The sequence below is a fragment of the Aquabacterium sp. genome (assembly GCF_029946005.1).
GTDB lineage: Bacteria > Pseudomonadota > Gammaproteobacteria > Burkholderiales > Burkholderiaceae_C > Aquabacterium.
On record NZ_JAQSDR010000007.1, the window covers coordinates 17,238 to 42,356 of the forward strand.

The window sequence follows — 25,119 nt, forward strand, 5'->3', positions numbered from 1 at the left end:
ATGAACCAGCCCACGCCAGCCTTCAACGACGACCACCTGCGCGAAGAAACGATCGAATCGCACCAGGTCTACCAAGGTCATTTCATTGACCTGCGCCGTGACCGCGTTCGCTTGCCCAATGGCCGGGAAGCTGGGCGCGAGTACGTGGTGCATCCAGGCGCCGTGATGATCGTCGCGATCCTGCCCGATGGCGGCCTGGTGATGGAGCGGCAGTACCGCTATCCTGTTCGCCAGACCATGATCGAGTTCCCCGCCGGCAAGCTGGATGGGGGCGAGGGCGGCTTGGCCTGCGCGCAACGCGAGCTGTGGGAAGAAACCGGCTACCGCGCCAAGCGGTGGGCCAAGGCCGGCATCATGCACCCCGTGATTGGCTATGCCACCGAGATCATCGAGATCTGGTTCGCCGATGACTTGACGCTGGGTGAGCGCCACCTGGACGACGGCGAGTTCCTGGACGTGTTCACGGCCACGGCCGATGAGCTGGACGTGTGGATGCAACAAGGTTTGCTGACCGATGCCAAGACCATCGTCGGGATGATGTGGCTCAAGCAGTGGCTGGCTGGTGTCTGGCCCTTGGACTGGCAAGAGATCGCCTGACTGACCTTCGCACTCAGGTGCTTGGCCCAGGAAGCTGGTCAACACTGATCAATCGTCCCGGGTTCATCAAACCCCCAGGATCCAAGGCCTGCTTGATCGCCTTCATCATGCCCAAGGCAACCGCTGATTTGCGCCGCGCGAGCTCATCGCGCTTGAGCTGGCCAATGCCATGCTCGGCCGACAGCGTGCCCCCCAACTGCAAGGCCGTGTCGTAGACCAGGCGGTTGACCTCGGCTTCGTGCTCGGCCAGGAAGGTGGCGCTGGGCAGGCCGGGCGGACCCTGCACGTTGTAGTGCAGATTGCCATCGCCCAGGTGCCCGAAACAAACGATCTTGCAGCCTGGAAAGGCATGGGCCAATAGAGCCTGAGTGGTGCGAACGAACTCCGGAATGGCCGAGGTGGGCACCGCGATGTCGTGCTTGACCATGAGCCCTTCCTGGCGTTCGGCCATGGGGATCGCCTCGCGCAGGGCCCACATGGCGTGGTTCTGCGTGTGGTTCTGAGCGATGGTGGCGTCAAGGACGAGGCCCTGGCTCACGGCCTGGGCTAACAAGGCTTCCAGGGCAGTGCGGGCCGCCAGATCGGACTCCGCATGAGTGGTGTCGATCAGGACCGTCCACTCGGGAACGGGGCCTGTGATTCCTTCGATGGCGTCGCTCACCAAAGGTGCCATGGCGCGTGCCTGTTCAGGCAAGTATTGCCGCACCAGGGCGAGGGGCCAGGCGTGCATGACTTCGAAACCGGTCAGGCCCGCATCCAGCCGCGCGCGCGCGCTTTGCAAAAGCGCCACACAAGCGTCCAAACTGGGGCAGGTCGCCAGCGCCGTCACTTGCCCGACAGGCTGAGGGAACAGGCGCAGCGTGGCGGCGGTGATGATGCCCAGCGTGCCTTCGCTGCCGATGAACAAATCTCGCAGGTCGTAGCCGCTGTTGTCCTTGCGCAAGGCGGTCAGGCCATCCCAAACTTCGCCCTGGGCGGTGACGACTTCCAAGCCCAGGCACAGCTCTCGGGCCGTGCCATAACGCAGCACCTGGGTGCCGCCCGCGTTGGTGGCCAGGTTGCCGCCAACGGTGCAAGAGCCCTCGGCCGCCAGGCTCAAGGGGAAGAGCAGTCCGGCTTGCGAAGCCGCCTCTTGAACCTGGGCCAGCAGGCAACCCGCCTGGACGGTCATCGACAGGTTGGCGCGGTCCACGGCCACAAGCTGGTTCAGGCGTTGCAGGTTGAGCAGCAACTGGGTGCCGCTGCCATTCGGGATGGATCCGCCGACGAGGCTGGTGTTGCCGCCTTGAGGCACCAGGCTGACGCCGTGGCGGGCACACAGCCTGACCACCGCGGCCACTTGCATGGTGTCGCGCGGGCGGGCAATGGCCAAGGCCTGGCCCACATAGCGACCCCGCCAGTCGTGCAGGTACGGCGCCAGCACGCCTGTGGCCTCGTTGCCGGGCAGGATCAAGCCGTCGTCGCCCAGCAACTGGCGCAAGGACTCCAGAAAGACGTGGTTGCTGGACATGGGCTGAACGGCGGTCTAGGCCGGGGTGGCAGGGGCGGGCTTGCCTGCCTTGAGGCGCAGGCGCACATAGACCGCGCAGGCGGTGAACAGGCTCAGGCTCAAGGCCACTTCAATGCCTGCCAGGATCTGGCTGAGGCCCGTGTCGCTGGTGGCCCGCATGGCGCCTTCGGTGAAATACAACCACACCAGCAAGGACAGCCAGCGGAAGGTGTACATGCGGTGCTTGATCAACCCGGTGAGCCCGAAGACCAGTGGCAAGACCTTCAGGGCCAGCATGCCCGTGCCACCCTTCAGCGGGGCCCATTGCAACTCCCACAGCAAGCCCAGCACGATCAGGCCGACCAGCGAGCCAAACGCGATCCAGCGCACGTGGTTGATGGCGCGCAGGCGCGAGGCCGGGTGCTGACCCAGTGGGATGACGGGCAAGGGATCGAAGTTGTCAGGCATCAAAGTGGGGCAGGTTGGGGGCAGTGGCGTCGTTGGCGCACCATGGCTGGCATCATAGCCAGATGATTTCGAAATTGACCGTGTGGAAGGCGGCGCATCAGCGTTGGTCGGCCCTGATCCTGGCCTTGAAGCAGTGGCCCTGGGCCGAGACCCTGGTGACCTTGCGTCAGCGTTTTCGGGAAGATCGCCTTGGCATCACCGCTGGCAGCCTGACCTTCACCACCACCATCGCGCTGGTGCCCTTGTTCACGGTGATGCTGGCCTTGTTCAGCGCCTTCCCGGTGTTCGCACGGTTTCGCAAGACGCTGGAGCTGCAGTTCATCCAGGGCTTCGTGCCCGATGCCATCGCCAAGCCAGTGCTGTTGTCGCTGACCAAATTTGCGCTCAAGGCCAGCCAGTTGGGGGGCATGGGCTTGATCGTCCTGGCCGTGACCGCCCTGGCCTTGATGCTGACCATCGACCGCACGCTCAACGCCATCTGGCGCGTGCGCACGCCCAGGCCGATGGCACAGCGCGTGCTGGTGTACTGGTCGGCGCTCACGCTGGGGCCGCTGGTGCTGGGTGCCAGCTTGTCGGTGACCTCTTACTTGCTGTCGGCCTCGCGGGGGCTGGTAGACGAGTTGCCGGGTGGTGTCGAGTTTTTCCTGGGGCTGATCGTCTTCAGCTTGCAAACTGCGGGGTTTGCCGCGCTGTTTCGATTCGTGCCCAACACCTACGTGCGTTGGGAGCACGCGTGGGGCGGGGCGCTGTTTGTGTCGGGCACGCTGGAGCTGGGGCAAAAGGCGCTGGCCCTGTACCTTGGCAAGGTGCCGATCTACTCGACCATTTATGGTGCCTTCGCGGCCGTGCCCATTTTCTTGGTCTGGATCTACCTGAGCTGGGTGATCGTGCTGATGGGGGCGGTGATCGCCGCCTACACCCCCAGCCTGCTGTCGCGGGTAAAGCGGTGGCCCGACACGCCGGGGCACCGATTTCAGCTGAGCCTGGCCTTGCTCAAGGCTTTGGCCGCCGTGCAACATGCTCAGCAGAAAGGTCATTCCGCAGAGGGACTGGCTGCCCTGCTGCGCACCGATCCGCTGCAGATCGAGCCCATTTTGGAGACCCTGGTGGAGCTGGACTGGGTGGCTCGGCTGGACGAGCCTGATGCGGAAGGCGGCGGCCGTTTTGTGCTTCTGTGCGATCCTGACCAGGCGGTCATGGCGCCCCTGGTGGGGCGCCTTTTACTCAAGCCCGACGGCTTCACCGATGGATTTTGGGCAGCCGCCAAACTGGACGAATTGACCCTGCGACAGTCTTTAACGTAACACTGTGCGAGCCAATGCAGGGTGAACCCCAGCCGACCGCGTGCCTGTTGGGCATTCGGGCACGGTTTGCGCTTCAAAAGCTCAGAATTTGCGCGGGTTTGAGCCCGATCACCCATTGGCGTTTGCCACATATTGCGGCAATATGACTCAACAGCGTCAGACGCACTGTGCAACCCCTGAACAAGAGGAGACCGACCATGAAAGTCAGCGACATCCTGCGAGTCAAAGGCAGCACCCTATACACCGTGCAACCCGAACAGCTCCTGTCTGAAGCGGTCAACACCATGGCCCAGTTCGACATCGGGTCTCTGGTCGTGATGGAACACGGTGACGTGGTCGGCATGCTGACCTTCCGGGAGGTGATCCAGGCCGTGGTGCGCAATGGCGGCGTCATGGGCGACACCCGCGTGCGCTCGGTGATGGACGACCATCCGCTCACCTGCACGCCCGACACCGAGATTGACGAAGTGCGCCGCATGATGCTGAGTCGTCACGCGCGCTACATGCCGGTCATGACGCAAAAAACCCTGATGGGCGTGATGTCGTTCTACGACGTGGCCAAGGCCGTGGTTGACAGCCAGGATTTTGAAAACCGGATGCTCAAGGCCTACATCCGCGACTGGCCGGTTGAAGAAGAGGCTGGTGAGCGCCAGGCTTTGCTCTAAAAATCAGCGTGCCCCCTCCCGCGGAAGTCGCGCAGCGCTTCCGCTCAAACGCCCGGCTTTGTCCGGGCGTTGTCGTATGGGGGACAATGGCGGTCTCGCGGTTTTCGCAATTACCTGGTTCGCGCAATGGCTGGCAGCACCCTCGGACTCTTGTTTTCCGTCACCAATTTTGGCGAATCGCATGGCCCGGCCATCGGCTGTGTGATCGATGGTTGCCCGCCCGGCATGGTCTTGTCCGAGGCCGACATCCAGCCTGAGCTGGACCGCCGCCGTCCTGGCACCTCCCGCCACGTCACCCAGCGCAACGAGCCCGACGCGGTTGAAATCCTCAGTGGTGTCTACGAAGGCAAGACCACTGGTGCGCCCATAGCCCTGCTGATCCGCAACACCGACCAGCGCAGCAAGGACTACGGCAACATCCTGCAGACCTTCCGCCCGGGGCATGCCGACTACACCTACTGGCATAAATACGGCCTGCGAGATCCGCGCGGCGGTGGTCGTTCATCGGCGCGCCTCACTGCGCCCATGGTGGCAGCCGGTGCCGTGGCCAAGAAGTGGTTGCGTGAGCAGTACGGCACCGAATTCCGCGGTTGCATGACCCAGCTCGGCAACGTGCCCATCGCCTTCGAGGGCTGGGAACACGTGCACCACAACCCCTTCTTCGCAGCCAACACCAGCCAGATCGAGGCGCTGGAAGACTACATGGACGCCCTGCGCAAGGAGGGCGACTCTTGCGGCGCGCGACTGACGGTCGAAGCCACCAATGTGCCCGTTGGCCTGGGCGCGCCCTTGTTCGACAAACTGGACGCCGACATCGCCTACGCCATGATGGGCATCAATGCCGTCAAGGGCGTTGAGATCGGCGATGGTTTTGGCGTGGTGGCCCAGAAGGGCAGCGAGCATGGCGACGAGCTGACGCCGGAAGGCTTTGGCTCCAACCACGCCGGTGGCGTGCTGGGCGGCATCTCGACTGGGCAGGACCTGCGCGTGTCGATCGCCATCAAGCCGACCAGTTCGATCCGCGTGCCGCGACAGTCCATCGACCTGGATGGCCAGCCCGCCACGGTGGAAACCTTTGGCCGCCACGACCCTTGCGTGGGCATCCGCGCCACGCCGATCGCCGAGGCCATGCTGGCCCTGGTCCTGATCGACCATGCCTTGATGCACCGTGCGCAGTGTGGCGATGTGGTGGTGAGCACGCCGCAGATCGCGGCGCAGCGGCCTGACTGACTGACTGACTGGCCGGGCTGTGTTCAGTCCGTGATGCCGCGCTCGATCAACTCAATCTTGTAGCCATCCGGATCAGTGATGAAGGCGATCACCGTGTTGCCGCCCTTGACCGGGCCGGGTTCACGCGTGATGGCGCCGCCCAGGGCCACGGCCTTGTCGCGCACCGCCTGGCAGGTGGCCACGATGTCATCGACACCGATGGCGATGTGGCCATAAGCCGTGCCAAGCTCGTACTTGTCGATGCCGTAGTTGTAGGTCAGCTCCAACTCCGCCTGCCCCGGGTTGCCGCCGCCAAAAGCGAGGAAAGACAAGCTGTATTGCTGCTCGGGCCGATCGGTGGTGCGCAGCAGGGTCATGCCCAGCACCTGGGTGTAAAAATCAATTGAGCGTTGCAGGTTGGTGACCCGCAGCATGGTGTGCAGAAAGCGCATTTTTCAATCTCCGGCAGGTTGTTCGGTGGGCAGCAGTTCGGCGTCCATCCAGCCGCGAACGCTGTTGATCAAGGCCAGGCCCTGGGCTTGGCGCAGTTCATCGAAGGTGATGCTGCGTTCGCGCAAACGGCCTTCTGCCAACAGCGTTTCGCGCATCACGCCGGGCAGCAGTCCGGCAGACAAGGGCGGCGTGAACCACCCACCCGCCAGCTTCACGGCCAGGTTGCCGATGGTGAATTCGGTGACCTCGCCTTGGGCGTTCCACAGCAGGGTGTCGAAGCAGCCGGGTGGCGGGTGGAAGGGCGCGTAGGCGCTGCGCTGGGTGGTCTTGTGGGCGATGAACTCGTCGGCCAAAGGCATGGCTTGAACCGCCAAGGCCACCCGGATGGGCAACTGGCTGGCCGCCAGGGGGCTGGATTCGCAGGTCGCCTGGCCCTGGGCGTCTAGTAGCAAGCGGACCTTGTGAATGCCCTGGGGGTGCGCCTTGGTATGTCGCGTCAAGGTGCCACGGACCCCTGCCACGTCCAAGGGAAAACCGAAATGCCTGGCCGTGCGCGTCAGGCGCTGAAGGTGGCCTTCCAGCCTGGGGATGCACCCCTCTTCCAGCCGCAGTGATTCCAGCAGTTCAAAAGGTTGGGCGGCTCGCTTCAAGAAGGCCTGCTTGTGCCGCCATTCACTGGCCTCGGCCTCGGCCGTGGCATCCAGGGTGATGCCGCTGCCGATGCCGCAATGGGCATCCCAGCCTGGCTGCGATCCAGGCCGCAGCACGACGGTGCGGATGGGCACGTTGAAGGTCACTTCACCCCCAGGTGTCATCAGCCCCACAGCGCCGCAGTACACGCCGCGAGGCGAGCCTTCCAGCGCAGCAATGTGGTGCATGGCGCGCCGCTTGGGCGCCCCGGTGATCGAGCCACAGGGGAACAGCGCGGCGAATACATCGGACAGCCGCAAGCCTTCGCGCGTGCGTGCCTGCACGGTGGATGTCATCTGCCACACGGTGGGCAAAGCCTGCACGTCAAACAGCGAGGGCACCTGCACCGAGCCCACCTGCGCGATGCGCGACAGGTCGTTGCGCAGCAGGTCCACGATCATCAGGTTCTCTGCGCGCTCCTTGTCGCTGGTTTGCAGGTGCCGGGCGGCGGCGGCGTCTTCATCCGGCGTGCTGCCACGCGCCGCCGTGCCCTTCATGGGGCGCGTGATGATCTGGTCGCCCTGCCAATGGAAGAACAGCTCGGGCGAAACGCTCAGTACATGGCTGAGGCCTGTGGCGGAGGGTTGCTCGGCGGTGTCCAGGTAGACCGCGTAGCCATCGGGCTGGCTGCGGTGCAGGGCATGGAAGTACTGGAGCGCGGTCTCCGGCGCCTTCGGCTCAAGTTGGCTGCGCAGCGGCGTGGTCAGGTTGATCTGGTAGACCTCGCCCGCCCGGATCAATTCATGGATGGCTTCGATCTGTGCCGTGAAGGCGTGAGGGCTCAAGCTGGATTGCCAGGGCGTGGTTTGCCAGGCGCCCCGGTGAGTCGCGGTGGGCCAAGGCAAGGCCTGGTCGAACACGGCGAACATGGCCAGTGCTTGACCGGGCTCGGGCTGGCAAACGGGCAGATGGTCGTCAAAGGCGGGGGCCGCTTCATAGGCCACCCATCCCACGCACCAGCGCCCTTGTCGGGCGTGCTCGTGGGCCGCATCGATGACGCTGCGCACCTCCGCAAGTTCAGTGGCCACCAGCCATGTCACGGCTGGGCCGAACGCGTGCTTTTGGCGGCCGCCCTGTGCCGCGGGAAAGTCCAGCAAGGCCACTGGGGGTGGCGAAGGCACCGCACTGATGCTCATGGCAGCGAGCGAAATCGCTTCAGCCGCGTGCGCGCAGGGCACACCACAGGCCTGCCAGGCCCAGCACCACGAACAGCGCCAGGCTCCAGAATTCGAAAGGCACACCGATCAGCTTGGCGGCGGCATCGGCGCATGATGCGCGCACCTCGAAGGCCGCTGGCAGCGTGGTGTCCAGGTGCAGGCTGGAGACGATGCGATCTGCCAAAGTCAGGTTGCAGGACGAAGTCTTGGCCGCCACGAAGTGCTGGTACCAAGCCGAGGCCGCACCTGACGCCGCGGCAAGCACGATCAGCACCGATGTCAGCAGCGTAACCACCCGGCCACCGATCAGGGCACCCAGCCCCGCCAGGATCGCGATCAGCAGGAACTGCACGCGCTGCAGGATGCACCAAGGGCAAGGCTGCATGTCCAGTTGGTACTGGGCCAAAAGGGCAAAACCCACAGAGGCCACGCAGGCCAGAGCGATCAGCGCCAGCACAGGGCGACCAGATGGGGCGGGGCGGAGGTTGAGTGAACGCATGGATCAGACAATTTCAGCGATGAGTTCGATTTCGACGCAGGCACCCAGCGGGATCTGCGCCACGCCAAAAGCGCTGCGCGCATGCCGGCCGGGTTCGCCAAACACCTGGGCGATCAGCTCGGAGCAGCCATTGGTGACCAGGTGGTGCTCGGTGAAATCAGGGGTGCTGTTGACCAGGCTCATCACCTTGACGATGCGCACCACCTTGTCCAGGCCGCCAGCGGCCACCTGCAGAGTGCCCATCAGGTCGATGGCCACGGCGCGCGCGGCTTGCTGGCCTTCGGCGGTGGTCATGGTCTTGCCCAACTGGCCGACCCACACGTGCCCATCTTTTTTGGCGATGTGGCCCGACAAAAACACCAGGTTGCCCGTGCGCATGAAGGGCAGGTAAGAGGCGGCGGGCACGGTCACTGGGGGCAGCGTGATGCCCAGGGTGTCGAGGCGGTCTTGGATGGACATGGTGGCAACAAATCTAGGAGGTAGGACGGCCCGCCGACAGTGGTCAAAAGCAGCAGGTCAAAGCTTGGCCACGATCCTACACCGCCACCCGTGTCATGCCGCGGTGAAGGCCCATTGGCCACCCTGGTTCAGGACCAGTCGGTGAGAGTGAAAACCGTCGAGCGTGCTGCGGTGTCCCACGCTCACCAACATGCATTGCGGCAGCTCTTTTCGCAGCAAGGTGTACAGGGCGTGCTCCAGCCCTTCGTCGGTGGCCGAGGTGGCTTCATCGAGGAAGGCGATGCGGGGCTGGTTCAACAGCACGCGCGCAAAGGCCAGCCGTTGCTGCTCGCCCAGCGACAGGATGCCCGACCAGTCGGCCGGCTCGTCCAGGTGAGTCTGCAAATGGCCCAGTTGCACCTTGATCAAAGCGTCGTGGATCAAGGCGTCGTCCAGCACCAGGGCCGGGTAGATCAGCGCGCTGCGCAAATTGCCCAGGGGAAGGTAAGGTCGTTGCGACAAAAAGAGGGCGTGTGGGCCCACGGGTCGGTCGACGGCCCCCTGGGCATGGGGCCAAAGCCCCGCCAGCGTGCGCAGCAAGGTGGTTTTGCCACTTCCTGACGCACCTTTGATCAGCATGCTTTGGCCCGGCTGCAAGGTGAGGCTCAAGCCTTGCACCAAGGGATGGCCATCGGGCCGTGACACGCCCACGCCAGCGATCACCAAAGCGTCATCACGGCCGTTGATCTGTATGCTGGGCAGGTCGCGCGCCTGCTGATTGGCGTCCATGAACCCGGTCAAGCGATCCAGGGCCGCACGGTACTGCGCGAACTCGTCGTACGACATGCGAAAGAAGGACAACGCATCCTGCACCTGGCCAAAGGCCTGCGAGGTTTGCATGACGTCACCCAGCTTGATGGCACCGCTGAAGAAGCGCGGTGCCTGCAAGATGAAGGGGAACACCACGGCCAACTGGTTGGCGGCAAGGTTGAACCCATCGAACTTCAAGCCCCGGAACAGCAGTGCCCACACATTGGCGATGACGGCCGCGAAACGGTTCATCAAGGTGGCGCGTTCTACGCGCTCACCTTGGTAAAAAGCAATGTTCTCGGCGTTCTCGCGCAGGCGCATGAGGGCGTAGCGGAAATTGGCGCTCAATCGTTCGTTCAGGAAGTTCAGGCTGATCAGCGGACGACCCAGCTTGAAGGCGACCACGGTGACCACGAGCACATAGACGTACACCAGGAACACCATGGCGCGCGGCACCTCCACCCCCATGATGGCCAAGGCGCCCGACAACCCCCACAACATGCCCGTGAAGGCCACCAGCGAGACGACGGCATCGGCTGTGCCAATCGACAGCTTGCGAGACGAAGACACGAAGGTGGCGATGTCCTGTTGGATGCGCTGGTCGGGGTTGTCCACCGGCTCGTTCAGGAAGTGGCCTCGGTAGTAGGCGTCGCCCTCCAGCCAGTCCTTGGTGAGCCGTTCGTTCAACCAGGTGCGCCAGTCGATGTCGAAGACCTGGCTGATGTAGGCAGTGAGCAGCACCCTGAGCACATGCACGGCGGCCAGGATGCTGAAGATGCCCAGGAAGAACCAGAAGGCCTTTTGGTCCAGGGCCTGCAGGGCGCTGTAAAAGCCGTTGTACCAAAGCGAGAACAGCACGTTCATGCGCACCGAGAACATGGCCAGGAACAGGATCAGGGCCACGGTGAGCAGTGGTTTCCAGCTGCGCTTGGGCGTCAGGTAGGGCCAGCCCAGGCGCAAAAACTGGCGCCCCCAACGGGTGCTGCGCGTGACGAAAAACCCCACGGCCACGAACCCCACACTCGTGAGTGCGAATGCCTGGGCCAACCACACCAGGCTGGCAACCAGCTCTTGACTCCAATCCAATTCGGTCTCCTTGAGCACGCTGTGCAGGGGATTGTGCGTGAAGCCCCAGCGCGGGTAGATTCTTGGCCGGATGGCGCGCCTTCAGGCTAGACTGAAGGCGACCAGCACTGCGAGAGTGCTCACACGAAGTATCACCATGAATGATGATGACGACCGTGACGCCTGGATTGACCGCTGCTCAGCCGAGTTGCGGGCCTTCCGACCCAGTCTGAGCCCTGACGAGGCCGAGCAACTCGCCGCCGACATCTGGTGCGATTCCCCCAGCCTGGGCCCCGAAGACGCCGCCGAGCGCGAAGTGGCCAGTTGGCGAAGCCTGGGCATCAGGGACTGACCGAGCCCCCTAACTTGGCATCGCCCACTCGCTCTTTGTGGGGGTTTCAAGTGGGAGGCCTCTGGCTACGATTCCTGCATCACACAAGACGTGTGCAGGAGAGTGCGATGAGGATCAGTTTCAACCCGATGACAGCGATGGGCATGTTTGCCTTCATGGACGGACTGGGCCGTGCCCTTTTCAAACCGAGTGCACCGGCTGAGCCCAGGTCCCCAGATCCAGGTCCGTTTTACTGGAAGGTGATGTTCATCGATCAGAACGGCGTTCTGCAGAAGTCCACCGTGCGCGTCATCACGCTGCACTCCGACCTGCGGCGCCTGACCGTGTGGTGCGATGCCCTGGGCCGGGAATGCGTCTTGAAAATCAGCAAGATCGTGGAGGCCAGCGATCTGCAAAGCGGGCGCAAAGTCAATTTGCACCGCTGGTTGGTCGGCCAGCAAACTCCGTCGGTTTGAGTTAACGGGGTCCGAAAAACAACGTGGCATCCCCCCGGTTCGAGGTGGTTTTCGGTCATCCACACACTGTTACCTAGGGTTTACATCCATAACGGCCCGTATTCAGCTAGGATTGCTGCATCGCAACAATTTTTTTGGGGTGAATCATGACGCAACACACATTGAAATACGAATCTGATGCCAGCCGCAAAGGCCTGGGCTACGAAAAGCTGGGCGTGATCGCCGGTTTCCTGGTCGGTTTACCCGTGGGTGTCGGTTTGATCCATGCCCCTTTGGCGGAACTTGGCGCGCCTCAGTGGTTGAGCATCATTGCCACGGTGGCCGTCGTGGCGGTTTGCACGGCACTTGGCCTGCGCGGCGGTGCAGCATTGGCCAAACGGGCTACGCACGATGCGTGAGTTTTGCCGAAGAGGCTGAGGGCAACATCCCCTCAGCCTTCAGCAGGCTTTCCAGGCAATGTTCCTGTATTTGATAGAAGTTTTTGATGTCTTGAATTTGCGTCAACGTTTCAGCCGCCTTGTCTGGTGCGCCTGAAGCCCGTTTGGTCGCCAGGATCATCTTGTTCTTGTTGGTGTGCTCCAGCGAGACAAATTCAAAGACCTGCGTGTCGTAGCCGCAGGCTTCCAGCAGCAGCGCCCGCAGGCCATCGGTCAGCATCTCCGCCTCCTGGCCCAGGTGCACGCCGTGTTGCAAGATGGGGCGCAGCGGATGAGGGCTCAGCAACTGGGGCCGGATCTGCTTGTGGCAGCAGGGCGAGCACATGATGATGTCAGCTCCGGTGCGGATGCCCATGTGAATGGCGTAATCGGTGGCGATGTCGCAAGCGTGCAGCGCGATCATCACGTTCACTGTGCCAGCCTGGTAGTTGCGCACATCGCCATGGTCAAAGCGCAGGCCCTTCAGGCCCAACTTGCTCGCGGCAGTGTTGCCCAACTCGACCATGTCCTCTTTCAAATCAACCCCTGTCACCTGCGCGGTCAGGGCCAGGCTGGTTTGCAGGTAGTCGTGGATGGCGAACGTGAGGTAACCCTTGCCCGACCCAAAATCCACCACGTGGATGTTCTGGGCCTGGGCCAGTTGTGATGAGGCCAGGGCGCGGCTGAACACCTCAATGAATTTGTTGATCTGCTTCCACTTGCGCGACATGGCCGGGATCAAGGCCTGTTTGGCGTCGGTCACACCCAAGGCGGTCAGGAAAGGGCGGTCCAGCGCCAGCAGGCGTTCTTTCTGGCGGTTGTGTTCCTGACTGGTGGGTTCGTGCTGCTCGCTCTTGCCAAAGCGCAGCGTGGCCTTGCCCTTCTTGCTGATGGCCAACTGGATTTCTTCGGTCGGGGTCAGCAGGTGGGCATTCCTGAAGTCCTGGCCTACCATGGTTTGGAGTGCGGCCAGTCCTTCGGCCACGGGCAGGTTCTTGATGATGTCCTTGGTTTGGTGCCGGTGGACGAAAGACAGGCAGGCTTGCCCCTTGATGGTGACTGGCCGCACCTGCACACGGACCAGGTCGGCGACCGGGCCGACGTAATTGCCCAGCACCAGCTTGACCAGGGTCTGCTGATTGAGGTGTTCATGCACCAGGCTGAAAAATTGATCGTGCGGGGTGGGCATGCGGGGCGCCTTTGTCTGGAAATGGGGCAAGGCTGGGATTGTCGAGGGCATTTTCCCCAAAGCAAAAGCCCGGCCGTTTTAAAAACGCCGGGCTCCTGGGTCGACGACCACGATCGGGTCGACTTACCGGCCGGGGTGGGTCCTGGCCGATCATGCCCCCAGACGATCAGGGGAGCCGTCTCACCGACGGCGTGATGCTGGCAGATCCACCCTGCCAGCTTGCAATAACGCAAGCGCTGCACCCGTTCAAGCCACCGTTACCCGGTGTGCCTTGCGGTTGATGGAGATCCCATCGTTCACCGCCATTGCAGTGTGAATCAAGTGCGCCTGTGGGCGCAAGAGGCCACAGGCACGTCGCTGGCTTGGACGTGAAAAGCTGCGCGACTTTTCCCGCCGGTAACGGGATGTAAGGCAGACTCGGGTGATTGGGCTGACAAGGTGAAACAAAGCATGAAACGTACGGCACTGTTGACCGTGGCAGAGATGGTGCAGTCAGAGAACTTGACCATGCAAGCGGGGACGTCTGGGCAGGCGTTGATGGAGCAGGCAGGCAAGGCCGTGGCCGAAGCGATCCTGGCGCGCTGGACCAACCGGTCCGTGGTGGTGCTGTGCGGCCCGGGCAACAACGGCGGAGATGGTCTGGTGATCGCCCGGTGCTTGGGCGAGGCGGGCTGGCCTGTGCGCGTGGCCTTGCTGGGTGAGTGGGCAGCGTTCAAAGGCGATGCCTTGATCCAGGCGCGGTATTGGGATCCGGCCTCTTGTGTGCCCTTGCACCCCGATGCGCTGGAGGGTGCCAGCTTGGTGGTCGATGCCTTGTTTGGTTCGGGCTTGAGCCGACCCTTGAGCGACATGGCGGCCACCACGCTGCAAGCGGTGGCCCAGTCCGGGGTGCCGATGGTGGCCGTGGATGTGCCCAGCGGTGTGTTTGGTGACACGGGAGAGAGCGCAGGTGCGGTGCAGGCCGCTTTGACGGTGACGTTCTTCCGCAAGAAGCCTGCCCATGTCTTGCTGCCGGGCAGGGCTTTGTGCGGCGAGGTGGCGGTGGCCGACATTGGCTTGCGGGCGGATGTGGGTGACTTCGTCAAGCCAGCCACCTTTGAAAACACGCCGGAGTACTGGCGCAGTGATTGGCCAGCGCTGACGGCCGATCACCACAAATACCAACGTGGCCACGCCTTGGTTTACGGCGGCGGCGTGATGACCGGCGCCTCGCGCTTATCGGCGCGGGCGGCCGCTCGTGCAGGCGCAGGCTTGACCACGGTGGCGGTGCCTGAATCGGCCTGGCCGGTCTATGCCGCGGCCTTGAACAGCATCATGGTGCATCCCCTGAGCGGCCAGGATTCGGTGGAGCTGGCGGCGAGCCTGCGAGAGGTCTTGCGCGATGCCCGCATCAGCGCGGTGTTGCTGGGCCCCGGAGCGGCAGGTGGCTTGGCCCGGGGCGTGCGTCCCCTGGCGGAAGTGGCCTTGGCCAGTGGGCGCCCAGTGGTGCTGGACGCCGATGCCTTGTCAGCCTTTGAAGACGACCCCGATGCTTTGTTCGCCTTGATCAAGGCCACACGTGGGCCGGTGGTGATGACGCCCCATGAGGGTGAGTTTGCGCGCTTGTTTCCGCAGGCCAAGGCCTTGCCTGCTACTGACAAGCTCAGCCGGGCGCGTTGGGCGGCGCATCGCAGCGGGGCCGTGGTGGTGCTCAAGGGCGCGGACACGGTCATTGCCGCGCCAGATGGGATGGCATTGGTCAACACCAACGCGCCTCCAACGCTGGCCACCGCCGGGGCAGGCGATGTGCTGGCGGGCCTGATCACAGGGCTGCTGGCGCAGGGCATGGCGGTGTTCCATGCCGCCGCCGCGGCAGTCTGGCTGCATGGCGAGGCGGCACGGGCTTTTGGCGCTGGCCTGATCGCCGATGACCTGCCTGATCAGTTGCCGGCCGTGCTGCAAAAACTGCTGCAACCCGGCTGATTCAAGTCAGCCGACGCAAGTGCGGTTCTTGCCGGTTTGCTTGGCCTCGTACAGGGCCACGTCGGCGCGGTCCAGGGCGGCCTCGATGGCCTCATCGGTGCGGTACTGGGTGACGCCGGCGGAGAAGGTGATGAACACTTTCTTCTCATCCTGCGTGAAGAACTCGGCGCTCAAGGTGCGTTGCAGGCGGGTCAGCACCAGCTGCGCTTCGTCCACCGGCGTGTCGGGCAACAGCACCACGAATTCTTCGCCGCCGTAGCGGGCCAGTGAATCGCTGGGGCGCAGGCACTCGCTCACGCGGCGCGACAGAAACTGCAGGGCCAGGTCGCCCGTGTGGTGGCCCATCTGGTCGTTGAGCTTCTTGAAGTTGTCCACGTCCAGCAAGCCGATGGCCAGGGCGCCGCCGCTGCGTTGCATGCGCGCACGCTCGGTCTCGAAGGATTTGGCCAGGCCACGCCGGTTGGCGATCTGGGTGAGCGGGTCGGTGGACACCTCGTCAGACAGGCGGCGGATTTCGTCTTCGAGCGAGCGCACGCGGTCGGTCAGTTCGGTGGCGCGTTCGTGCTCTGCTTGCATGCGGGTCTGGGCCTGGTTGACCAGACCGTGCACGGCGCGGCTTTCGTCCACCATGTCGCGGACCACGCCCGCCAGGCTCTCCAGCGAGTCGGCTTGGCCGATGGTGTCGGCATAGCGCCCCAGGCTTTGCTGGAAGCGGTCGGTGGTGCTGCCCAACTCGGCGATCTCTTGCAACATCTGGTGGATGAACTGTTTGAGCGACTGGCGCGCGGAATCACGCTCCAGCTTGAGTTCCTTTTGCCGCTGCCGGGTGCTGTCCAGCAAATCCTGCATGTGCTTGACGCCACGGCTGTTCAGCCCTTCATCCAACTGGAACTGCATGGCCTGGCACTGGCCCTGCACCCAGGAATCGTCCTCGGCCAATTCGACCAGGCTGTCGGTCAAGGTGTGGCACAGCTCGTTGAGTTGTTCGACGAGGTGGTAGCGGTGTTCGATGATGCGCCGGGCCTGGTCGCAGGCCTGGGTGATCTGGTCTCGCGTGGCCTCCAGCTCAGGCTGGCCCAGGCCTGATTGGCGGCCCTGGCTCAGGGCACTTTGCAAAGCGGCCTTGGCTTCCAGGGCCTGGCCGAGGTTGTCGGGCAGGGCGGTGATCAGGACGCCATGGGTTTGGGCCAGGGCATGCTCGGCCAGCGGGGGCCAGGCTTCGCCCGGGCTGGCGGTGGGCGTCATCGTGGCGGGAGGTGCGTCCGTCGTCAATGTGACCGCTGGTGGCGCGGAGGCCGAGCTGGTGGTGTCGGGCGGTGCCGTGTCTGCATCGGCGGTGTCCACCACCTCCAGCAAGCTGTCGTCAAGCGTGTCGCTGTCCCAGCCCCCCACCAGTTGGGTCAAGCGCTGGTGCAAGCGGCTGGCGGAATTCTTGCTGCCATCCAACACCCGCTGCAAGCTGTCTTTTTTGCGGGCGGCCGTCCATTGGCGCCCCCCGCGCTCCGCACCGCGCACGATGCGGCCGATCAATTGCGACCAGCGCTCGCCATCAGCGGCCGGTGTCAGGGCAGGGGCCGCATCGGGGGCCACCGTGGGTTCGGTGGGCGCAGGGCTCCCACCTTGCTCGGCCTCGTAGGCCTTGCGGAAATTCTCTGGCGTGGGTTCCAGCCTTTGTTCGGCCAGTTGGCGCAGGGCGGCCTTGGCCAGTTGCGCGGGGGCCTGCTGTGCAGCGCCACTTCCCGATGAACTGCCCATGGTCGATTCCTCGGTGATTTTAGACGGGGGTACTGCTGATGGCCGAGCCGCCGATGTCGCCACTGAGCAGTGCGACACGGGGCAAGCTTTGGTCGGCCTCGGTGTTGGTCAGCCAGGTGTCGATGTCGGCCGCCGGCATCGGCCGGGCAAAGAGGTAACCTTGGCAGATGTGGCACCCCAGGTTGTAGAGCACTTCCATTTGCGAGACCTCTTCCACGCCTTCGGCGATCACGCGCAAGCCCAGCGCGCGCGCCAGCGCGATGATGGCCGACACCACTGCCGAGCTTTGAGGCGTGGTGCCCAGGTCGTGCACGAAGGAGCGGTCAATCTTGAGTTCGCTGATGGGCAGGGTGGTCAGGTAGGCCAGCGACGAGTAGCCAGTGCCAAAGTCGTCGATGGAAATTTCGATCCCCATCTGATTCAGGCGTTGCAGCGAGGGCATGACGCCCTGCAGGTCCTTCATCAGGCCGGTTTCGGTGATTTCCAGCTCGATGAAATGAGGCGGCACGCCTTCTTGCGTCAGGATGGCCTGGATCTTGTCGACCAGGTCGGGCAGTTCGAACAGTCGGCTGGGCAGGTTGACGGCGATTGACGCGTCGAAACCGAATTGCTTTTGCCAGATCTTGGCCTGTCGCGCGGCCTGGGTGATGGCCCACAGGCTCATCGCGTTGATCAGGCCCGTGGCTTCGGCCAGTGGGATGAAGTCGATCGGGGGGATGATCTTGCCGTCGCGCATCCAGCGCATCAGGGCCTCGGCGCCCACCATCTTGCTGGTTCGCACGTCGATCTTGGGCTGGTAGTACAGCACCAGTTCGTCGCGCTCCAGGGCCTTGTGCAGGGCAGTGTCCAGATCCAGGCGCACGCGGCCCTTGCTGGCCAGTTGCAGGTCATAGACCAGCGCGGTGTTGCGACCCTGGCTCTTGGCCAGGTCCATGGCCACGTCGGCGTTGCGCAGCAGGTCGGCCACGCTCAGGCCATGGGCCGGGAACAGGGCGATGCCGATGCTGGCGGTGATGAAGCATTCCTGGCCGGCGGCCATCATGGGGTCGCGCAGGGCTTGCAGGATGCGTGTGGCCGTGTCCATGGCCTCGGCTTCGTTGACGATCTCGGGCAACAGCACCACGAACTCATCGGCGCCCAGGCGGCCCACGGCCTCCAGGGTGCGGTGACCGCGCGTGCCGGTCATCTCCATATTGCCTTCCATGACCTGCTCGGAATGGCGCACGCAGGAGCGCAGTCGCCGCGAGACCTCGATCAGCAGTTCGTCGCCGGCATGGTGGCCCAGGTTCTCGTTGATGATCTTGAAGCGGTCCACGCCGATTTGCAGCAGGGCCACGTGGTGGTTCAGGCGCTTGGCGTGCTCGATGGCGCGCTCGCTGCGCCAGAAGATCTGGCGGCGGTTGGGCAGGCCGGTGAGCGTGTCGAAATTGGCCAGGTGCTTGATCTTGTCCTCGGCCACGCGGCGGTCGGTCACGTCCTGGACGATGCCGGTGTAGCCGATCAGGGCGGCCACTTCATTGAACTCGGGCTCGGCCTCGATGTGCAGGATGCGTTGGCGGCCATCGTGCAGGTTGACCTGGATGTCGTTGCACAGCACGGTGCCGTGGTCCAACACTTCACGCAGGATGCGTTCAAAGCTTTGGCGCTCTTCGGGGCCGATCATGCGCAGGATGCGCTTGAGGCCCAGGCGATCACGCCCGCCCAGGCCGAACACGCGCATGCCTTCCATCGAGAAAACGATGTCGGTCACGCCTTGGCGCCAGTCGAAACTGCCCATGCGTGCCAGGTCTTGAGCGCGAGCCAGTGTGGCCTTGCTGCGTTCCAGCTCGTGGCGGGTGCGCGAGGCGCGCAACAGGTAACGCAGGCGCCCGGCCAGCAGGCTCCACTGCGTGCACTTGATGAAAAAGTCGGTGGCGCCTACTTCGTAAGCGCGGGTGATCGAGGCCTCGTCGTCCAGACCGGTGAGCATCAGCACGGGCACGGACTCGTAGCCGGGCAGGTGGCGCAGTTCCTGGCAGGTGGCAAAGCCGTCCAGGCCGGGCATGACGGCGTCCAGCACGACCACGTCGGGCAACCATTCGCTGATGATTTGCAGGGCTTGTTCGCCGGAACTGGCCTCGGTGATCGCGAAACCGCGCTCGCGCAGGGCGATGGAGGTCAACAGCAGGTTGACTTCGTCGTCATCCACCAGCAGCACTTTCGGCTGCTCTTGTGAATCATCGGTCCCGACGGAGCTAAGGAGGTTCACAGTTGAGCCTCCAGCAAGAGGCGCAAGCTCGCGGTCACCCGTTCCACCTCGGGCCGTATGGCGCTGATGCGATTAGTCAGATCTTCACCTGTTGGACGCCTGATCATGGATTCGATTTCGGCACACATTTGCGACAACTTGAGCGCGCCGATGCTGGCTGACGATGATTTGAGAGTGTGCGCCACATGCGCGATCCCTGCATGATCGCCGACTTTGATGGCATCTTCGAGTTGCGGCAGCATCCGCCCGACAGAATTTTCAAAAGCTTTTGACACTCGCTCAATCAATTTGTTCTCGCCCTTGGGGTCGAGGTCTTGTAAACGCTGCAAAGCCTGGCGGTCAAGGACCTCTTCCCAGCCTGCGCTGAGCGATTCGTCGGTGGTGCCATGCAGGTCTTGTGGCGCGGTGTGATCTGCCAAACCATCGTGCAGTGGCGTGGGCACGGTGATGGGGGCTTCGGGCAGGTCGTTGGGGTCGATGTGGGTGTGTTCCACCAACACCTTGTGCAACTGGCTCTGCCGGAAGGGCTTGGACAGGTAGTCGTCAAAGCCCAGGCCCAGGAAGCGTTCTTCGTCGCCTTCCAGCGCATTGGCCGTGACAGCGATCACCGGCGTGTCAGACGGTGTGATGAACGAGAAGCGGTTGTTGGAGCCCCGGCGGAACCAGCCCAGGGCCTCAACGCCGTCCATGCCGGGCATCTGGATGTCCATCAGGACCAGGTCAAAGCGCTGTTCACCCAGGCGGCGCAGACCTTCGAGGGCTGAACTCGCGACACGCACTTCGCAACCCAGGCGTTTGAGCATCTGCGAGCACACCTCCTGGTTGACGGTGTTGTCTTCGATGACCAGCACGGCCTTGTTGATGCGAGTGGCTTCGTGGGCCACGTCGCCACGCTCCGCCGAAATGCCCAGGATGGCCTGGCGCAACTCTGCTTTGCGCAGAGGCTTGGCCACAAAACGCTGGAAGCCGACGTCTTGCGCTCGCCGCACGTCGTCGGGTGATGACACCGACGACAGCAGGATCATCTTCAGCTTGGGGTAGCGGCCGCTGGTGCGCACGGCTTCGGCCAGGCCCATGCCGTCCAGGTGGGGCATGTTCATGTCCACCAGGGCCAGGTCGAAGGGCGCGTCTTGCGAGGGGTGGGCCATCAGCACCTTCAGGGCTTCGCGGCCATCCACGGCCAGCACCACGTGCATGCCCCAGGCGGTCAGCATGTTCTCGATCACGGTGCGGTTGGTGTCGTTGTCGTCTACCACCAGCACGTTGAAAGAGGGCATGTCGGGTTCTTCCAGCATGGCCATGTCGGCTTGCGTGGTGCCGATGCACACGGGCACGCGGAACAGGAACTCCGAGCCGACACCGGGCGCGCTGTGCACCTCGATCTGGCCGCCCATCAGCTCGACCAGTTGCTTGGAAATCGCCAGACCCAGGCCGGTGCCGCCGTAGCGCCGCGCCATGCCGCCGTTGGCTTGCACAAAGGCGCTGAACAGGCGGGGCACGACTTCAGATGGAATGCCAATGCCGGTGTCGCGCACCATGAATTCCAGCAGCATGGTGTCGGTGCTGCCGGGCTTGGGCAGTTCCACGGCGCCACCGATGGCGCGGCGGATGTCGACCACGATTTCGCCGTGTTCGGTGAACTTGATGGCGTTGGCCACCAGGTTGGTCAGGATCTGGCGCAGCCGCAGCGGGTCCCCATGGATGACGGAGGGCAGGCCTGGTTGCTCGCGGAAGTTGAGTTCCAGGCCTTTTTCGTGGGCGCGCGGGGCCATCAGCTCCAGGGTGTCTTCCACCAGGGTGCGCAGCACGAAGTCGCAGGTGGCCAACTCCAGCCGACCGGCTTCGATCTTGGCGAAGTCCAGGATGTCGTTGATGATCTCGAGCAGGCTTTCGCCGGAGCGGTACACCGCCTGGGCAAAACGGCGCTGCTTGTCGCTCAGTGGCGTGCCCAGCAGCAACTCGGTCATGCCCAGGATGCCGTTCATGGGGGTGCGGATTTCATGGCTCATGTTGGCCATGAATTGGCTCTTGGCCTGGCTGGCGGCCTCGGCCATGTCGCGGGCGCGTTGCAACTCCAGCGCTTGGCCATGCTCGTCGGTCACGTCGGACACCAGGCCGTAGATGCGCGATTGCCCGTCGGGCAGGCGGCGGGCGCGGGTGCGGTGGCGCAACCAGCGCAGGCCTTTTTCCGGGTGCTGCAGGCGCAGCAGGGCGTCGGTCGGCTGGTCCTGGTCTTCCATGGCCTCTTGCTCGATCAGCAAAGGGCGGTCTTCGGGCACGACCAGGGACTTCAGCCGATCCGGGTGGGCCTGGATGTCTTCGGCCGACACGCCCCACAGGTCTTGCGTGCGGTGGCTGAGGTAGAGGTAGCTGGCGCGGTGCTCGCTGGCCACATAGACGCAGTCGTCCATCGATTCGACCAGCTCGCGGAAGCGGCGTTCGGACTCTTCCAGATCGGCTTGGGCTTGTCGGGCGGCGGTGATGTCGCGCACCAGCGAGATCAGCAGGCGCGGACGGCCATTGCTGTGGCGCAGCGCAAAGTGCCGGGCGTTGACAATGCGTTGCTGCGAAGCGTTTTGCCACTGGAAATCGTGCTCAATGGTTTGGCCGGTTTCCAGGGCCTCCTGCATCGGGCCTTCGGTCAGTTTGAGGACGGACTCGCCCAGTGCCGCCGTGATGGATTTGCCCACCACTTGGTCGCGCTGCAGCTTGAATTCGATCTCGGTATAGCGGTTGATGGCCACCACGTTGAGGTTGACCGGGTCGAGCACGAAGAGGCTGACGGGCAGGTTGCCTAGCAAGGCTTCGAGGAATTCGCGCTCCTGCTCGCGCACATGCTCTTGCGCCTTGCGCTTGGTGATGTCGTTGAACAGGCAGACGTATTGGCTGCGCCCCCCGGTTTCGTCCAGCATCTGGATGGCGTCGATCTCGCCCCAGTAGCGCGTGATGAGCTGGCCGCCCTGACGCGCCGCCTCATAGGACAGGCGGAAAGGCACGCCCCGGGACAGGTGGTCTTCCAGCTCTCGCACCGTGTTGGGGGCGCTGACTTCCTGCTCCAGCAGGTCGCCCAGCTTGCGGCCCAAAACTTTTTCCTCCGGCCAACCGGTCAAGGCCACGAAGGCGCTGTTGATCCACTCGATGGTGCCGTGGCGGTCAGTGATGGCCACGCCGCTGCTGATGCGCGAGGCGACCAGGGCCAGGCGACCCAGGTGTTCGGCGCTGGTGGCCATGTGGGCCAGGTTGGCATCTCGCTGGGCGACAAAACCCAACTGGATGGCGGCAATGTCCAGCACGTGCGACAGGCCGATGCAGTCCTGTTGCGGGTCGTCGAACTCCAGCAAGGCCAGCGGCCAGCCTTCGACCGAGACGGGCACGGCCAGCACTTTGTGGGTTTGGGGCGAGCGCCAGGGACAAGTGGACAACGCCGACAGTTCATCTTCGCCCTGGGCCGAACTGGGCCTCAGGGTGCTCAAGGCCTGACCGAGTGGGCGTTCATCGCGTTGGGTGGTGGCGATGGCCGTGACGTCAATGATGTCCCCGGCATCGCTGTCGGCATTCACCCAAGGGCGCAGCAAGGCCGACTCGCCATTCCACCCGTCCACCCGCAGGCAGACCCACGCTTTGGAGCCCATGTGCTGGTGCAGGGTTTGGCCGACCCGTTGCAAGGCCTGGGCCAGCGAGTTGGCGCCATGGGCGGCTTCGGCGATTTCTTGACTCAGGGCCAGCCAGCGTTGTGCCTCCGCGTTGTCGTGAGACGACACTTGTGGCAGCAATTCTTCGTCCATGACCGCTTCGGGGGGCCGTGTCGTGCCCGGCTGGTCGGCCGCTGGGTTCTGCCCTTGGCGCGCCAAATAGCCGATGCCAGCGGATGCCCAACCAGCCAAAGCCAGCCCAAGCCCGCTCAAACCCCAGCCCACGGTCGCCACGGTCGTCATGACCAGGGCGCTCAGGGCGAGAATAAAGGTCCACGGTAAGCGCATGATTTCCTTGTCCGGGGATATCGCGTGACGATCCTTGGGTAAGTCAGCCCCGTTGCCAGGGGACCGCAGGGGCATACTGTGTCCAATCGTTAACTAATCACGGACTTTACAGGCACAGTGAAATGGTCAACCAGCAGAAGAAACCCCTTGCGGTCCTTCTTACAATCATTTGAATGCCGGGTAATCATTCTTTTTTAAGTCGGGTGTCGCTCCGTCGGCGGTCTCAAATCCAGTTAATGGGGTGGGGCGCGGCGGGTTTGGTGACGCTCGTCGTGATGGTGCTGCTGGAGGCGCCTGCTTGGGCACACAGCCTGTTCCTGTTGCTATGGTGCGTGGTGTGGGGAACGGCCTTGGCATGGTTGCCTGCGCCAGAAGCAGGGATCAACCCAGCTGCGCCACCCATTACACCGACTGAGGTGATGAGTGCTCCTGAGTCGGCGGTGTCTGACGACGACCGCGTGCCCGCCTTGAGCGAGGCCGACCAAGAAGTCTTGCGTTATGCCTTGTCACACGACTTGAGGGCGCCGTTGCGCGTGGTCGATGGTTTCACGCGCATCCTCAAAGAGGATTACGGCAAGGTGCTGGACCGGGTTGGCAATGACCACCTGGACCGTGTGCTTGCAGCCTCCACCCGCATGAGCGGCATGATCGACGCTATCCTGGCGCAGGCTCAACTGGCACGGGAGCCCGTGGGGCGCGAGTGCATTGACCTCAGCTTGCTGGCGAAAGAGGTCGTCAAGGACCTGTCCGATCTGGAGCGCGACGAAGGGTTGGCGACCGGTCAGGCGAGTCGGCGCGCCGAGTTCAGGGTGGCCGATGGCATGGTGGCCGAGGCCGATCCCACGCTGGTGCGGCGCGTGTTGGACAACCTGATGGGCAATGCCTTGAAATACAGCGCCAAGGTGGATCACCCGTGCATCGAAGTTGGGGTGATGCCAGCCACTAATCCAGCGGTGTTTTACGTGAAGGACAACGGCGCCGGTTTTGACATGCAGCACGCTGACAAGTTGTTTGGCTTGTTCCAGCGGCTGCACAGTGCCAAGGAGTTCCCAGGCACCGGGGTGGGCCTGGCGGGCGTCAAGAACATCATCGCGCGCCACGAAGGCCGTGTGTGGGCCGAAGCCCAGTCAGGGAAGGGCGCCTGCTTCTACTTCACGCTGATCAGCGCCGCACAAGCGCAAGCCCATAGGCGCCTGGACTGAAATGCTTCGGTTCGGTCAGTTCAGCGGCCCCAAGCCGGACAAAACTTCCTGAGCGTCCAAGAGGCGTTCACACCAGGCCTCGGTGGTGCGACCTTCTTGCTGCGCCTGTTTGCGCAAGCGATCCAGGGCCTGGCCGCGCCCCAGCGAATGCCGGTGCATGACGATGCCCACGGCCAGCGCCACGGTCTGCGCCAAAGGATCTGCGCTTGACGCGGATGCGGACGTTTTGGCCTGGGTGGCCGTCTGCGTGGCCTGGGCTTCCGCTTCGGCGGCGTTTTTGCGCCGGTTGGCGAAGGCGGATTCCACGGCAGGCACGATCTGCTGGATGTCCAGCGGCTTGACCAGGTAGGTCACGGCGCCCAGCTCCTTGACCTGCGCTACCGTGGCCTCGTCGGCAAAAGCCGACAGGAACATGAAGGGGATCTGGCAATACTCGCGCAGGTAGGCGGCCACGTCGAAGCCGGTTTTGCCTTCCATGCGGATGTCCAGCAGGGCCAGTTCGGGCTTGTGTTCGTGGGCCAGCAGGATGGCGTCGTCGCCGTTGTCGGCGTCGATCACCTCGTAGCCGGCTTGTGACAGGCCATGGGTCAACGTGGCCAGCACCAGCCGATCATCGTCTACCACCAAAATTTTGCCTTTGTGATTCACGTCCATCCTCGTTGGGCCGAGAAGCCCTGGAACGCGGCGAAGGCCCAGGGCCTCAGATCACGTCAAGA

21 protein-coding genes are annotated in these 25,119 nt (G+C 63.7%); 9 read left to right on the forward strand and 12 right to left on the reverse strand.

What is annotated here, in order from left to right; genetic code table 11:
* Positions 1 to 597: an NUDIX hydrolase gene (locus PSV38_RS05020; RefSeq protein WP_300540281.1), complete on the forward strand. Its 597-nt coding sequence runs from the start codon at positions 1 to 3 to the stop codon at positions 595 to 597.
* A 13-nt stretch (positions 598 to 610) separates the two neighbouring features.
* Here PSV38_RS05020 and PSV38_RS05025 read toward each other — a convergent pair whose 3' ends face one another.
* Both PSV38_RS05025 and PSV38_RS05030 read right to left on the reverse strand, forming a co-directional pair.
* A complete protein-coding gene (locus tag PSV38_RS05025; protein ID WP_300540283.1) occupies positions 611 to 2,107 on the reverse strand; it encodes an FAD-binding oxidoreductase in 1,497 nt (498 codons plus the stop codon).
* Between the two features lie 15 nt (positions 2,108 to 2,122).
* Complete coding sequence (locus PSV38_RS05030) at positions 2,123 to 2,554, reverse strand: DUF2069 domain-containing protein (RefSeq protein WP_300540284.1); 432 nt, start codon at positions 2,552 to 2,554, stop codon at positions 2,123 to 2,125.
* 62 nt (positions 2,555 to 2,616) lie between these two features.
* Between PSV38_RS05030 and PSV38_RS05035 the strand changes: the two genes are divergently transcribed.
* The 3 genes from PSV38_RS05035 to aroC all read left to right on the forward strand — a co-directional run bounded on the left by PSV38_RS05035 (position 2,617) and on the right by aroC (position 5,753).
* Entirely contained in the window at positions 2,617 to 3,858 is a 1,242-nt protein-coding gene (locus tag PSV38_RS05035; RefSeq protein ID WP_300540286.1) for a YihY family inner membrane protein, read from the forward strand.
* Between the two features lie 197 nt (positions 3,859 to 4,055).
* Positions 4,056 to 4,523: a CBS domain-containing protein gene (locus tag PSV38_RS05040; RefSeq protein WP_300540288.1), complete on the forward strand. Its 468-nt coding sequence runs from the start codon at positions 4,056 to 4,058 to the stop codon at positions 4,521 to 4,523.
* 126 nt (positions 4,524 to 4,649) lie between these two features.
* Entirely contained in the window at positions 4,650 to 5,753 is a 1,104-nt protein-coding gene (gene aroC / locus PSV38_RS05045) for a chorismate synthase (protein WP_300540290.1), read from the forward strand.
* Between the two features lie 23 nt (positions 5,754 to 5,776).
* Here aroC and gloA read toward each other — a convergent pair whose 3' ends face one another.
* The 5 genes from gloA to PSV38_RS05070 form a co-directional block, all read right to left on the reverse strand.
* Positions 5,777 to 6,184 carry a lactoylglutathione lyase gene (gloA, locus tag PSV38_RS05050; protein WP_300540292.1) on the reverse strand — a complete coding sequence of 136 codons (408 nt, stop codon included), beginning with the start codon at positions 6,182 to 6,184 and terminating at the stop codon, positions 5,777 to 5,779.
* 3 nt (positions 6,185 to 6,187) lie between these two features.
* A complete protein-coding gene (locus tag PSV38_RS05055) occupies positions 6,188 to 8,011 on the reverse strand; it encodes a bifunctional anthranilate synthase component I family protein/class IV aminotransferase (RefSeq protein WP_300540294.1) in 1,824 nt (607 codons plus the stop codon).
* Positions 8,012 to 8,030: 19 nt separating this feature from the next.
* Positions 8,031 to 8,531, reverse strand: a complete 501-nt coding sequence (locus tag PSV38_RS05060) for a disulfide bond formation protein B (protein WP_300540296.1) — start codon at positions 8,529 to 8,531, stop codon at positions 8,031 to 8,033.
* A gap of 3 nt (positions 8,532 to 8,534) precedes the next feature.
* The gene (locus PSV38_RS05065; RefSeq protein WP_300540298.1) at positions 8,535 to 8,990 is read right to left on the reverse strand and encodes a RidA family protein; all 456 of its coding nucleotides are present in this window, start codon (positions 8,988 to 8,990) and stop codon (positions 8,535 to 8,537) included.
* 93 nt (positions 8,991 to 9,083) lie between these two features.
* On the reverse strand, positions 9,084 to 10,865 hold the full coding sequence (locus tag PSV38_RS05070; RefSeq protein WP_300540300.1) for an ABC transporter ATP-binding protein/permease: 1,782 nt from the start codon (positions 10,863 to 10,865) through the stop codon (positions 9,084 to 9,086).
* A 136-nt stretch (positions 10,866 to 11,001) separates the two neighbouring features.
* On the opposite strand from PSV38_RS05070, the gene PSV38_RS05075 reads away from it, so the two are divergent.
* The 3 genes from PSV38_RS05075 (at position 11,002) to PSV38_RS05085 (ending at position 12,049) form a co-directional block, all read left to right on the forward strand.
* Complete coding sequence (locus PSV38_RS05075; RefSeq protein ID WP_300540301.1) at positions 11,002 to 11,196, forward strand: hypothetical protein; 195 nt, start codon at positions 11,002 to 11,004, stop codon at positions 11,194 to 11,196.
* Positions 11,197 to 11,303: 107 nt separating this feature from the next.
* Positions 11,304 to 11,651 (forward strand): hypothetical protein, encoded by a 348-nt coding sequence (locus PSV38_RS05080; protein WP_300545585.1) that lies wholly within the window; start codon positions 11,304 to 11,306, stop codon positions 11,649 to 11,651.
* A 146-nt stretch (positions 11,652 to 11,797) separates the two neighbouring features.
* The gene (locus PSV38_RS05085; RefSeq protein ID WP_300540305.1) at positions 11,798 to 12,049 is read left to right on the forward strand and encodes a hypothetical protein; all 252 of its coding nucleotides are present in this window, start codon (positions 11,798 to 11,800) and stop codon (positions 12,047 to 12,049) included.
* Here PSV38_RS05085 and PSV38_RS05090 read toward each other — a convergent pair.
* Complete coding sequence (locus PSV38_RS05090) at positions 12,033 to 13,256, reverse strand: SAM-dependent methyltransferase (protein ID WP_300540307.1); 1,224 nt, start codon at positions 13,254 to 13,256, stop codon at positions 12,033 to 12,035. The two genes, PSV38_RS05085 and PSV38_RS05090, sit on opposite strands and share 17 nt — an antisense overlap.
* Positions 13,257 to 13,706: 450 nt before the next feature.
* Between PSV38_RS05090 and PSV38_RS05095 the strand changes: the two genes are divergently transcribed.
* Positions 13,707 to 15,218 carry an NAD(P)H-hydrate dehydratase gene (locus PSV38_RS05095; RefSeq protein WP_300540308.1) on the forward strand — a complete coding sequence of 504 codons (1,512 nt, stop codon included), beginning with the start codon at positions 13,707 to 13,709 and terminating at the stop codon, positions 15,216 to 15,218.
* A gap of 6 nt (positions 15,219 to 15,224) precedes the next feature.
* Here the strand turns inward: PSV38_RS05095 and PSV38_RS05100 are convergent, their stop codons facing one another.
* From PSV38_RS05100 to PSV38_RS05110, 3 genes are read right to left on the reverse strand one after another with little or no spacing between them, the layout of a single operon-like run.
* The gene (locus PSV38_RS05100; RefSeq protein ID WP_300540310.1) at positions 15,225 to 16,973 is read right to left on the reverse strand and encodes a diguanylate cyclase; all 1,749 of its coding nucleotides are present in this window, start codon (positions 16,971 to 16,973) and stop codon (positions 15,225 to 15,227) included.
* A gap of 19 nt (positions 16,974 to 16,992) precedes the next feature.
* Positions 16,993 to 19,221 carry an EAL domain-containing protein gene (locus PSV38_RS05105; protein WP_300540312.1) on the reverse strand — a complete coding sequence of 743 codons (2,229 nt, stop codon included), beginning with the start codon at positions 19,219 to 19,221 and terminating at the stop codon, positions 16,993 to 16,995.
* Positions 19,218 to 23,156, reverse strand: coding sequence for a response regulator (locus PSV38_RS05110; RefSeq protein ID WP_300545588.1), 3,939 nt, complete (start codon positions 23,154 to 23,156; stop codon positions 19,218 to 19,220). Before PSV38_RS05110 ends, PSV38_RS05105 begins: the two co-directional genes overlap by 4 nt.
* Positions 23,157 to 23,620: 464 nt before the next feature.
* On the opposite strand from PSV38_RS05110, the gene PSV38_RS05115 reads away from it, so the two are divergent.
* Positions 23,621 to 24,403: an ATP-binding protein gene (locus tag PSV38_RS05115; protein ID WP_300540315.1), complete on the forward strand. Its 783-nt coding sequence runs from the start codon at positions 23,621 to 23,623 to the stop codon at positions 24,401 to 24,403.
* Between the two features lie 15 nt (positions 24,404 to 24,418).
* Here the strand turns inward: PSV38_RS05115 and PSV38_RS05120 are convergent, their stop codons facing one another.
* Entirely contained in the window at positions 24,419 to 25,051 is a 633-nt protein-coding gene (locus PSV38_RS05120) for a response regulator (RefSeq protein ID WP_300545591.1), read from the reverse strand.
* Between the last annotated feature and the right edge of the window lie 68 nt (positions 25,052 to 25,119).

Coding starts and splice junctions, on each gene's coding strand:
- PSV38_RS05020 (WP_300540281.1), top strand. CDS start 1: ATGAACCAGCCCACGCCAGCCTTCAACGACGACCACCTGCGCGAAGAA.
- PSV38_RS05025 (WP_300540283.1), bottom strand. CDS start 2,107: ATGTCCAGCAACCACGTCTTTCTGGAGTCCTTGCGCCAGTTGCTGGGC.
- PSV38_RS05030 (WP_300540284.1), bottom strand. CDS start 2,554: ATGCCTGACAACTTCGATCCCTTGCCCGTCATCCCACTGGGTCAGCAC.
- PSV38_RS05035 (WP_300540286.1), top strand. CDS start 2,617: ATGATTTCGAAATTGACCGTGTGGAAGGCGGCGCATCAGCGTTGGTCG.
- PSV38_RS05040 (WP_300540288.1), top strand. CDS start 4,056: ATGAAAGTCAGCGACATCCTGCGAGTCAAAGGCAGCACCCTATACACC.
- aroC (WP_300540290.1), top strand. CDS start 4,650: ATGGCTGGCAGCACCCTCGGACTCTTGTTTTCCGTCACCAATTTTGGC.
- gloA (WP_300540292.1), bottom strand. CDS start 6,184: ATGCGCTTTCTGCACACCATGCTGCGGGTCACCAACCTGCAACGCTCA.
- PSV38_RS05055 (WP_300540294.1), bottom strand. CDS start 8,011: ATGAGCATCAGTGCGGTGCCTTCGCCACCCCCAGTGGCCTTGCTGGAC.
- PSV38_RS05060 (WP_300540296.1), bottom strand. CDS start 8,531: ATGCGTTCACTCAACCTCCGCCCCGCCCCATCTGGTCGCCCTGTGCTG.
- PSV38_RS05065 (WP_300540298.1), bottom strand. CDS start 8,990: ATGTCCATCCAAGACCGCCTCGACACCCTGGGCATCACGCTGCCCCCA.
- PSV38_RS05075 (WP_300540301.1), top strand. CDS start 11,002: ATGAATGATGATGACGACCGTGACGCCTGGATTGACCGCTGCTCAGCC.
- PSV38_RS05080 (WP_300545585.1), top strand. CDS start 11,304: ATGAGGATCAGTTTCAACCCGATGACAGCGATGGGCATGTTTGCCTTC.
- PSV38_RS05085 (WP_300540305.1), top strand. CDS start 11,798: ATGACGCAACACACATTGAAATACGAATCTGATGCCAGCCGCAAAGGC.
- PSV38_RS05090 (WP_300540307.1), bottom strand. CDS start 13,256: ATGCCCACCCCGCACGATCAATTTTTCAGCCTGGTGCATGAACACCTC.
- PSV38_RS05095 (WP_300540308.1), top strand. CDS start 13,707: ATGAAACGTACGGCACTGTTGACCGTGGCAGAGATGGTGCAGTCAGAG.
- PSV38_RS05100 (WP_300540310.1), bottom strand. CDS start 16,973: ATGGGCAGTTCATCGGGAAGTGGCGCTGCACAGCAGGCCCCCGCGCAA.
- PSV38_RS05110 (WP_300545588.1), bottom strand. CDS start 23,156: ATGACGACCGTGGCGACCGTGGGCTGGGGTTTGAGCGGGCTTGGGCTG.
- PSV38_RS05115 (WP_300540315.1), top strand. CDS start 23,621: ATGAGTGCTCCTGAGTCGGCGGTGTCTGACGACGACCGCGTGCCCGCC.